The sequence below is a fragment of the Sphingobium cupriresistens genome, assembly GCF_004152865.1.
GTDB classification, from domain to species: Bacteria; Pseudomonadota; Alphaproteobacteria; order Sphingomonadales; family Sphingomonadaceae; genus Sphingobium; species Sphingobium cupriresistens.
On the sequence record NZ_SEOO01000070.1, the window covers coordinates 1 to 9,225 of the forward strand.

The 9,225-nt window shown below is 64.4% G+C and carries 10 protein-coding genes and 2 pseudogenes; 8 read left to right on the forward strand and 4 right to left on the reverse strand.

Annotated elements, in window-relative coordinates; genetic code table 11:
* Nucleotides 1-126: 126 nt before the first annotated feature.
* Both EWH12_RS20865 and EWH12_RS20870 read right to left on the reverse strand, forming a co-directional pair.
* Nucleotides 127-1,158, reverse strand: a pseudogene (locus EWH12_RS20865) (TolC family protein); the annotation flags it as partial.
* Between the two features lie 57 nt (nucleotides 1,159-1,215).
* Entirely contained in the window at nucleotides 1,216-1,584 is a 369-nt protein-coding gene (locus tag EWH12_RS20870; protein WP_158305177.1) for a hypothetical protein, read from the reverse strand.
* Between the two features lie 469 nt (nucleotides 1,585-2,053).
* On the opposite strand from EWH12_RS20870, the gene pqqA reads away from it, so the two are divergent.
* Genes pqqA through EWH12_RS20905 form a run of 7 tightly spaced genes read left to right on the forward strand, consistent with a single transcriptional unit; the run spans nucleotide 2,054 to nucleotide 7,478 of the window.
* The gene (pqqA, locus tag EWH12_RS20875) at nucleotides 2,054-2,137 is read left to right on the forward strand and encodes a pyrroloquinoline quinone precursor peptide PqqA (protein WP_125999890.1); all 84 of its coding nucleotides are present in this window, start codon (nucleotides 2,054-2,056) and stop codon (nucleotides 2,135-2,137) included.
* 10 nt (nucleotides 2,138-2,147) lie between these two features.
* On the forward strand, nucleotides 2,148-3,050 hold the full coding sequence (pqqB, locus tag EWH12_RS20880; RefSeq protein WP_129927702.1) for a pyrroloquinoline quinone biosynthesis protein PqqB: 903 nt from the start codon (nucleotides 2,148-2,150) through the stop codon (nucleotides 3,048-3,050).
* Nucleotides 3,047-3,796 carry a pyrroloquinoline-quinone synthase PqqC gene (gene pqqC, locus EWH12_RS20885; protein WP_129927703.1) on the forward strand — a complete coding sequence of 250 codons (750 nt, stop codon included), beginning with the start codon at nucleotides 3,047-3,049 and terminating at the stop codon, nucleotides 3,794-3,796. Before pqqB ends, pqqC begins: the two co-directional genes overlap by 4 nt.
* Entirely contained in the window at nucleotides 3,796-4,068 is a 273-nt protein-coding gene (gene pqqD, locus EWH12_RS20890; RefSeq protein ID WP_129927704.1) for a pyrroloquinoline quinone biosynthesis peptide chaperone PqqD, read from the forward strand. Before pqqC ends, pqqD begins: the two co-directional genes overlap by 1 nt.
* Nucleotides 4,069-4,082: 14 nt before the next feature.
* A complete protein-coding gene (gene pqqE, locus EWH12_RS20895) occupies nucleotides 4,083-5,162 on the forward strand; it encodes a pyrroloquinoline quinone biosynthesis protein PqqE (RefSeq protein ID WP_242496157.1) in 1,080 nt (359 codons plus the stop codon).
* Nucleotides 5,155-6,117, forward strand: a complete 963-nt coding sequence (gene pip / locus EWH12_RS20900; RefSeq protein ID WP_129927706.1) for a prolyl aminopeptidase — start codon at nucleotides 5,155-5,157, stop codon at nucleotides 6,115-6,117. The genes pqqE and pip overlap by 8 nt, the downstream gene beginning before the upstream one ends.
* Complete coding sequence (locus EWH12_RS20905) at nucleotides 6,114-7,478, forward strand: MFS transporter (protein WP_129927707.1); 1,365 nt, start codon at nucleotides 6,114-6,116, stop codon at nucleotides 7,476-7,478. Before pip ends, EWH12_RS20905 begins: the two co-directional genes overlap by 4 nt.
* A 14-nt stretch (nucleotides 7,479-7,492) precedes the next feature.
* Here the strand turns inward: EWH12_RS20905 and EWH12_RS20910 are convergent.
* Nucleotides 7,493-8,252 (reverse strand): annotated as a pseudogene (locus tag EWH12_RS20910) (IS5 family transposase).
* A gap of 151 nt (nucleotides 8,253-8,403) precedes the next feature.
* On the opposite strand from EWH12_RS20910, the gene EWH12_RS20915 reads away from it, so the two are divergent.
* Entirely contained in the window at nucleotides 8,404-8,655 is a 252-nt protein-coding gene (locus EWH12_RS20915) for a LysE family transporter (RefSeq protein WP_277986040.1), read from the forward strand.
* 11 nt (nucleotides 8,656-8,666) lie between these two features.
* Here the strand turns inward: EWH12_RS20915 and tnpA are convergent, their stop codons facing one another.
* The gene (tnpA, locus tag EWH12_RS20920) at nucleotides 8,667-9,086 is read right to left on the reverse strand and encodes an IS200/IS605 family transposase (protein ID WP_010408862.1); all 420 of its coding nucleotides are present in this window, start codon (nucleotides 9,084-9,086) and stop codon (nucleotides 8,667-8,669) included.
* Between the last annotated feature and the right edge of the window lie 139 nt (nucleotides 9,087-9,225).

Consider the following 9,225-nt stretch of genomic DNA (forward strand, 5'->3'; position numbering starts at 1 on the left):
GTTCTCGAGGGTAAGTCCATTAGCGCCGTCGCAAGGACCTTCAACGTTCACCCGGCCACCATCTATCGCTGTATCGAGCCAAACAGTGCCTTATGACACTTTCCTGTTCCGCTCAGCCGCACGACCCATAGCCTGCTCGACATCGAGCGCGGTTACGCGCCGCACCGCGTCCGCCCGCGTCCGCTCAGCGGTCGCCTGCGCGATGGCGGCCCGGCCATTGTTGAACACCGGGATCGGGATCGAGATCGCGAACACCGCGGCGGTGTCGTTGGTCGCTTCCAGTCGCCGCAGCGCCGGTCCGACGTTGATGTCGGGCACCCGATTGGCCCGAGCAAGCCGGATGCCGGCGTCGGCGATGGCCAGATCGGCATCGGCCGCCGCCAGCGCCAGCGTGCCTTGCGCACTTGGCGGGGCGACCGGCCCGAAGGTCGCGGCAGGGAGGCGATCGAGCAGTGTTACGTCCAGCGCGCCATCTATCGGACGACCGATCCGGCGCGCGAGATTGGTCCTGGCCGCCTCCGCAAGCCGCGTCAGCCGCTCGACGTTGGCATCCGCGTTGATCCGCGCCACGTCGGCGCGCTGCTGTTCGAGCGGCGATGCCCGGCCCGCCTGAACGCGGACCCCGGCGCCGCGCAGGACTTCCGCCGCGATCCGGGCTTGGTCGCGTGCCGTCGCCAAGCGGCGTTCGGCCGCGACCGCCTCGACATAGAGCTGCGTCACCTGCACGCGGATATCGGCCTCTGCGATCGCGGCTTGGAGCTGCGCCCGAGATAGCTGCGCGCCGGCGACGGCGACACGCGCGCTTCGCTTGCCGCCCAGCTCGATCGGGATCGCAACCCCGACCGTCGTTTCAGCGCTCCGCAGCCCCCGATAAGGCCCGGAACCCACGACATTCTCGACCTGACCCTGAAAGGTCGGATTGGGGCGGAGGCCCGCGACGGAGCGTCCAGCCTGTGCGGCTTCGATGCCCGCTGCTGCCGCCGCGTTGGCCGGTGCCGACCCACCTGCCGCCAACACGGCCTGATCGAGCGTGAAAGCCGGCATGGGCTGTGCCGATGTTGGCGCAGCCGGGACCGGCGCTTGTTGCGCCTGTGCTTGCGCCTGCGCGATCGATGCGCAGGACGCCGCAGCCAATACGGCCGCGATCAACTTTTTCATTATCTGGTGATCCTGACAAATTGCGTCGAGCCGGCTGATGCCGGCCAGCGGAAGATGTCAGGCGGTGGGCGGCCTCAGCCCAGGATCGACCAAGCGCGATGCGATGGCCGCGTCGGAACCGGCAAATGGGCGCATACCGCCGGCACGGGCCATCGCCGCCAGCTCATCGGTTGCGGGAAGGTTCAGCGACGGCCCATGGCATGTGCCGTGGTGGTGCGGAACGGCCTTATCAGAATCGCCCTGCGACTGATCGGCATCGCCTTCGCTATGCACGGCGCCGCTGCACTCGATCGTGATAGCGCCCGGTCTCTCCTGCGCGTGCACGGTTCCCGTCACCACCAGGGATGACGCGATCATGACAAGCAAAAGGGACCACAACTTACGCAGCATTGAGATTCGTTTAAGTGAAATGGCGCGCAAAGTCATCGTAGAACTTCCGGAGGAACCGATCGCGCCTCGCGCCACGCCGGGATGGCCTCCGTGATTTCGTCGCTGATGGTGGAGAGCGTCAGCGCAGCCAGCAGCAGCCATCCCCATCCCCGTCGAAATCTGAATGTCATCATGGAGCTTTCATGGCGGCTCAGCGCCAGAGGCGAAACCGCAATCGTGCCGCGCGGGATTCACGCCACATTCTATGTATGATAAAGGACATTATCACATAGCGCGGCCTGTGAATCCGGGTCAGCACTAGTTGTAGTCTGTTACGATGGACCGCTATGCGCAGGCCGGTCAGTTCACCGTCAGATGACGAGATGGGTGGTCCGAATGGCTGTCGATCCGAGCCCCCTGCGCACGGAAAGGATTTGCTTGATGGAACGGCTGCCCGATAACGTGTTGCATGATCGCGAACGCTGGCTACCTTGGTTGCTCCAATCACAAGACTCAGGAGTCCGATATGGCCTGGAAGAAGCCCGAAATTCGTGAAATCGCACTTGGCGCGGAGATCAACTGCTATGCTTGCGCCGAGCTGAGCGCCTAAGCATCTTTCCATGCAGATCATAATACTGGGGGCAGCCGCTGGCGGTGGCTTCCCCCAGTGGAATTCCAATGCCGGCGGGTGCCGTCGCGCCCGCAGTGGCGACCCCCTAGCGAAATCGAGAACACAGGCCAGCGTCGCGGTAAGCCGTGACGGGGAGCGCTGGTTCGTGCTCAACGCCTCGCCCGATCTTCGCCAGCAGATCAACGACACGTCGGCGTTGCATCCTCGCGAAGGTCTGCGGCACACGCCGGTCGCCGGTGTGGTGCTGACCGGCGGCGATGTCGATGTGGTGGCCGGCCTCCTGACCCTGCGCGAACGCCAGCCCTTCACGCTGCATGCCTCGCGCCGCATCCATGATGTCCTCGACGCCAACCCGATCTTCGAGGTGCTGGCGCGCGATGTCGTGACGCGCAGCGTCGAGGTGCTCGACGAGCCCTTTGCCATCGAGCCGGGCCTGACCGCGCGTTTCTTCGCCGTGCCGGGGAAGGTGCCGCTCTATCTCGAAAGTGGCAGCGAGCCGCCGCCCATCGTCGTCGACGACACGACGGTCGGCCTCGAAATCACGGAAGAGCACAAGCGCATGCTTTTCATTCCGGGCTGCGCCGCCATAACCAACAATCTGCGCGCCCGGCTTGATGGCGCCGATATCGTCTTCTTCGACGGCACGCTGTGGCGCGATGACGAGATGGTCGCTGCGGGCCTCGGCCAGAAGACCGGGCGGCGCATGGGTCATATGAGTCTCAGCGGCCCGGACGGGACGATCGAAGCCTTCCGCGCCATGAAGGTGGCGCGCAAGGTCATCATCCATATGAACAACAGCAACCCGGTTCTTCTGGCCGACAGTCCCGAGCGGAGACAGGCAGAGGCCGCAGGATGGACCGTCGGGGAGGACGGCATGGAATTCACGCTATGATCGACACCGCGGCCCCCGGATTGCTGACGCCCGACGAACTGGAGGCGGCGCTGCACCAGATCGGTGCCGAACGCTACCATATCCATCATCCGTTCCACCGGCTGCTCCACGATGGAAAGCTACGCCGGGCACAGGTCCAGGCATGGGCGCTCAACCGCTATTACTACCAGGCCAGCATCCCGGCGAAGGACGCCACGCTCATGGCGCGACTGCCGACCTCCGAGCTGCGCCGCGAATGGCGGCGGCGCGTCGAGGACCATGACGGCGATGGCGAGAAACCGGGCGGCGTCGAGCGCTGGCTGAAGCTCGCCGAGGGCGTGGGTCTCGACCGCGCCATGGTCGAGAGCGCCGCCCATATCCTCCCCGAGACGCGCTTTGCCGTGGACGCCTATGTGCATTTCGTGCGCGACAAGACGCTGCTCGAAGCCGTTGCGTCATCGCTGACCGAGCTGTTCTCGCCCTCCATCATCGCCGAGCGGGTCTCTGGCATGCTCGCCAATTATGACTGGATTACAGAAGAGACGCTCGCCTACTTCACGCCTCGGCTGACGCAGGCGCCGCAGGACAGCGAGTGGGCGCTGGCGTATGTGAAAGCCAATGCCGACACGATCGAGAAACAGCAGGTGGTGCTGGCCGCACTGCGATTCAAATGCGACGTGCTCTGGTGCCAGCTCGACGGCCTCTATCTCGCCTATGTCGCGCCGGGCTTGATCCCGCCGGGCGCCTTCGTTCCGGGTGAGAGCTGATGGCGGACGGATCATCGGTGCCAGCCTTCCGGCGCGGCGTGAAGTTCCGTTTCGACACCGTGCGGGGGGCCTGGGTGCTTCTCGCGCCCGAGAAACTGTTCATGCCCGACGAGATCGCGGTCGAGATCCTCAAACTGGTCGACGGCGCGCGAACTATCGATGCGATCGTCGAGGATCTCGCCGCGCGCTTCGATGCGCCACGCGACGAGATCGCGGCCGATGTCGTCGCAGCGCTGGAGGATCTTTCGACAAGAGGTGCCGTAGCGTTATGAGCATCCCGCCGCCGATGGGCCTGATCGCCGAGCTGACCCATCGCTGCCCGCTCCAATGCGCCTATTGCTCCAATCCGCTGCAGATGGACGCGCCGAAATCCGAGCTGTCCACCGCCGACTGGCTGCGCGTGCTCGACGAAGCGGCCGCCATCGGCGTGCTGCAGGTCCATTTCTCGGGCGGCGAACCCATGGCGCGGCGCGATCTGCCGCAGCTCGTGGGTCACGCGAACAAGGCCGGGCTCTACACCAACATTATCACCTCGGGCGTCCTCCTGACCGACGAGGCGATGGCGACGCTGCTCGATGCCGGTATCGACCATATCCAGCTCAGCTTTCAGGATTCGACGGCCGAGGGCGGTGACAGGATCGGCGGCTATCGCGGCGGCCATGCGAAGAAGCTGGAGGCGGCGCGGCGCATCCGCGAGGCGGGTCTTCCGCTGACCGCCAATTTCGTGATCCACCGCCAGAATATAGAACGCGTCGAGGACATGATCGCGCTTGGCGAGACCTTGGGCGCAGAGCGCATGGAGATCGCGCATACCCAATATTATGGATGGGCGCTGCTCAACCGGAATGCGCTGCTGCCGAGCCGCGACCAGCTCGACTTCGTGAACGGCGTGGTGGATGCCGCCCGCCGGAGGCTCCAGGGCAGGATCGCGATCGACTATGTGGTGCCCGACTACTACGCGGCGCGGCCCAAGGCGTGCATGGGGGGCTGGGGCAACCGCTTCATCAATATCTCCCCCTCGGGCAAGGCGCTTCCGTGCCACGCGGCCGAGACGCTGCCCGGCTTCACCTTTGCTTCGGTCCGGGATTGGACGCTTGCCGAGATATGGACGGGCTCGGATGCCTTCGCCCGCTTCCGGGGAACCGACTGGATGCCGGAGACATGCCGGAGCTGCGACCGGCGCGAGATCGATTGGGGCGGCTGTCGCTGTCAGGCCCTGGCGATCGCCGGCGATGCCGCTCTCACCGATCCGGCCTGCTATCGCTCGCCCGATCATCATCTGATGGATGAGGCAATCGCAGCGGCGGCCGACCACAGCGCGCTGGACCTCGTGCCGCGCAGGCTACAACAGGCGGCCCATGACTGAGCTGCGAACCTTCTATCCCGAGATCGAACCCTATGAGACAGGCACGCTCGACATAGGTGATGGCCATGTCCTCTATTATGAGCGCAGCGGCACGCCGGGCGCCAAGCCGGCCGTCTTCCTCCATGGCGGTCCCGGCGGCGGCATCTCCGCCCGCCACCGGCGGCTTTTCCATCCCGATCACTATGACGTGATGCTCTTCGACCAGCGCGGCTGCGGGAAGTCGACGCCGCATGCCGGACTGGAGGCCAACACGACCTGGCATCTGGTCGCCGACATGGAACGGCTGCGCGAACGGATCGGCGCCGAAAAATGGCTCGTCTTCGGCGGCTCATGGGGGTCGGCGCTGGCGCTGGCCTATGCGCAGAAGCACCCTGAGCGCGCCAGCGAACTGGTCCTGCGCGGGATCTTCACCGTGCGCGAATCCGAGCTTGCCTGGTATTATCAGTTCGGCGCGTCGGAGGTTCATCCCGACAAATGGGCCGATTTCGTAGCGCCCATCCCGCAAGGCGAGCGCGGCGACCTGCGATCGGCCTATCGCAAGCGCCTCACCGGCGCCGACCATTCGGAGCGGCTCGAATGCGCGAAGGCATGGTCGCTATGGGAAGGCCGCACGCTCACGCTATTGCCCGACCCTGAAACCTCCGGCGGGTTTGAAGACCCGCATTTTGCCTTGGCCTTCGCCCGGATTGAGAACCACTATTTCGTCCATCATGGTTGGCTGGAGGACAATCAGCTCATCCGCGACGCGGCCCGGCTGCGCGGCATTCCCGGCACGATCGTCCAAGGACGCTACGACATGGCCTGCCCGACCCGCACCGCCTGGGAACTGCATTTGGCCTGGCCAGAGGCCGACTTTCATCTTGTCGAAGGGGCGGGACACGCCTTCGCCGAGCCGGGGATTCTGGATAGGCTGATCCGGGCCACCGACCAATATGCGGGGATTGCCGAGCGGTGAGCAGTGCGGCGGCCGTCGCAGCCACGCCAGTCGCTGACGGTCTCCCGGCGCCACGCCGCTATTGGGCGCTGACCGGCCTATGGCTTGCGATGGCGATGACCGTGATCGATAGCACGGCCACCAACATTGCCTTGCCGACGATCGGACGCGATTTCGGGATCGATCCGGCTGCGGCGACCTGGATCGTCACCGCCTATCAGATCGCGATCGTCATGACGCTGCTCGCCACGGCCGCGCTTGCTGAGAGATTGGGCTATCGGCGCGTTTACATGGGCGGCCTGGCGCTGTTCATCGCCATGTCGCTCGCGTGCGCGAGCGCGCGCAGCTTCGAGTGGCTCGCCGCGTTCCGCTTCGCGCAAGGGCTGGGAGCCGCTGCGGTTATGGGCGTGAATGGCGCACTGATCCGCCTCACCTGGCCAAAGGCGCTGCTCGGGCGAGGGCTGGGGTATAATGGCGTGGTCATCGCCGGCACGGCAGCGGCGGGACCAGCGCTGGCCGCCTTCCTCCTGTCGATCGGCGACTGGCATTGGCTGTTCCTCGTGAACATTCCTGCTGGCCTGTTCTCGCTGGTGCTCGCGGCCCGCTTCGCCCCTGACCGACTGCCCGAGACAGACAGGTTCGACAAGGCCAGCGCTGTCTTAAGCGCCGCAGCCTTCGGCGCTCTGTTCCTGGCGGCTTCGCAAGCCATACATGGAAGATGGTCGCAGCTTGCCACCGGCCTGCTGCTCGCGGGGCTCATGGCGGGCGGGATATTGGTGCGCCGTGCACGAACGAGCACGAGACCGCTGTTTCCGCTCGACCTGATCGGCCATTCGCGCCTGCGCCTCGCCTATGCCGCTTCGATCTGCGCTTTCGCCGCGCAAATGTGCCTTCTGGTGTCGATGCCCTTCCTGCTCGAAGGGGAGCGGGGGCTGAGTGTCGCCACAGTCGGGCTGCTGATCTTGCCTATGCCGCTCTCGATCGCGCTCAGCTCGCCCGTGGCCGGGAGATGGGCCGATCGGCCGTGGGCGGGGGCCATGAGCGCTGGTGGCCTTTGCCTGCTCGCGGTTGTGCTGCTGGTCCTTTCCTTTGGGTTACGCTCCGCGCCACCGCTACCCCTGATCGGGGCCGCGATGGCGTTATGTGGATTGGGCTTCGGTCTGTTTCAGGTGCCGAACAACAATGTCCTGCTGCGCACCGGCCCGGTGACGCGCGCCGGAGCTGCCGCCGGAATGCTGACGCTTTGTCGGCTTACCGGCCAAACGGGCGGGGCGCTGATTGCCGCCTTGTCTCTGACGATGATCGAGGAGGGAGCGGTGCCGGCACTTCTCACGGCCGCTATTCTGGCGCTTGGGGGTGCCGCATTTGCGCAGTGCCGATAGACTAGGGGCTGTCCTCAATTGAGGAGGATGACGATCGCGGCGGCATGGACGCCGGCCAAGAAGTTGACTGCGAGCTTGTCGTAGCGGGTGGCTATGGCGCGGAACTGCTTGAGCTTGCAGAAGAAGTTCTCGATCAGGTGACGCTCCTCGTAGAGGTCTTCGTCGTAGTCTCGCTTTTGACTGCGGCCCGGCACGGATGGGATCACCGGGGTCTTGCCCTGCGCCAGTAGGGGCAGGATCACCCGCGCATCGGCGTCGAAGGCCTTGTCAGCCAACAGAGCCTGGGCCTGCATCTGGGGCAGGAACACGTCCGATCCTTCGAGGTCATGAGCCTGGCCGCCGGTGAGGTGGAACGCCACCGGGTTGCCGAGCGCGTCGACCATGGCGTGGATCTTGGTGCTCAATCCGCCCCGGCTGCGTCCAATCGCTTGGTCGTCTTCGGGCTTTTTTTGCGCGCGCCGGCGCTGTGCTGATGAGCCCGCACGATGGTGGAGTCCATCATCGCATACTCGTGTCCGCGTCGGCGGCTAAGATTTTGAAGACCTTCTTCCACGCCCCGTTCGCCGCCCAGCGCGTGTGACGGGTATGGACCTGCTTCCAGTCCCCGAACCGCTCCGGCAGATCGCGCCAGGGAACGCCGGCGCGGTAGCGGTAAAGCACCGCCTCCACGAACAGGCGGTTGTCTTTGGCGGTCACGCCCACATGGCCTTCACGGCCGGGCAGATCGCCCTTGATCCGATCCCATTGATCGTCGCGAAGTCCATAACGGCGCATCGGTCAGCTCCGAATCAGCTGACCTCCTATGAATCATCCGGTTTCCTCCAAGGGAATCCGCTAATTGAGGACACGCTCTAACCCCTCTTAGAGGCCGAACGAAAAATTTTCGCGCTGGCGCCCGTCTCCGATACACATCTCGCGCATCGTCGTGCAGGCAGTAGTACGCTCTACATGGAGGCAAGGGCTTTTGAATGGCTTTGCGGTGACGATCGGCAATCCGAAAATGGCCGCTTTCTTCTTCGGTTTGTTTGCACCGATCGCAGGCCAAGCCGCCCCGATCAACGCGCACCTCGCCGCCCTCATAGGAATCGTTCTAGTAGATTTCATTTATCATCAAACACTTGTGCAGCTCGCAGCCATCGCCGCACAGTCCGGACCAGCTGAATCACTGACCGGCTGACGCCGGTAGGATCAAGCGGTGGGGCTGAAGCCGTCCTTGTGGGTATGTCGGTCGAGGTAACGCATGATGATGTCATCGGTGATGTTGCCGGATGTGGTCGAGAAGTAGCCGCGCTGCCAGAAGCGTTGGCCCCAATATCGTTTGCGGATGTGCTCGAATTCCTGTTGGATCTTGCGGGATGAGCGCCCCTTGGCCCGGCGCACGAAGTCGCTGACCGAGACGTGCGGCGGGATTTCGACGAACATGTGTACGTGGTCCTTCGACAGCGCGCCGTTGATGATCTTCACGCCCATCTCGGCACAGACCTGACGGATGATCTCGCGCACCCGTAGCCGAACATCGCCGATCAGCACCTTGTACCGATATTTCGGCGCCCAAACGAGATGGTAGCGATGATGGAATGTGGTGTGACAACCGGACCGATACGCCATAGCCTGTAACCTGGCCCAGTCGGCCCGAAGCTGCGATTTTGGCCAGGTTGAAGAACGAACACTGAACGCTTGATTGATTCTACCAGGACCGTTGCTGACCACCGACCTCGTAGATATCGGCTTCCATGGAGCAATTGTA

Excerpts from the sequence above, each read along its gene's own strand:
- EWH12_RS20870 (WP_158305177.1), bottom strand. The coding sequence starts at position 1,584 with ATGACTTTGCGCGCCATTTCACTTAAACGAATCTCAATGCTGCGTAAG.
- pqqA (WP_125999890.1), top strand. The coding sequence starts at position 2,054 with ATGGCCTGGAAGAAGCCCGAAATTCGTGAAATCGCACTTGGCGCGGAG.
- pqqB (WP_129927702.1), top strand. The coding sequence starts at position 2,148 with ATGCAGATCATAATACTGGGGGCAGCCGCTGGCGGTGGCTTCCCCCAG.
- pqqC (WP_129927703.1), top strand. The coding sequence starts at position 3,047 with ATGATCGACACCGCGGCCCCCGGATTGCTGACGCCCGACGAACTGGAG.
- pqqD (WP_129927704.1), top strand. The coding sequence starts at position 3,796 with ATGGCGGACGGATCATCGGTGCCAGCCTTCCGGCGCGGCGTGAAGTTC.
- pqqE (WP_242496157.1), top strand. The coding sequence starts at position 4,083 with ATGGGCCTGATCGCCGAGCTGACCCATCGCTGCCCGCTCCAATGCGCC.
- pip (WP_129927706.1), top strand. The coding sequence starts at position 5,155 with ATGACTGAGCTGCGAACCTTCTATCCCGAGATCGAACCCTATGAGACA.
- tnpA (WP_010408862.1), bottom strand. The coding sequence starts at position 9,086 with ATGGCGTATCGGTCCGGTTGTCACACCACATTCCATCATCGCTACCAT.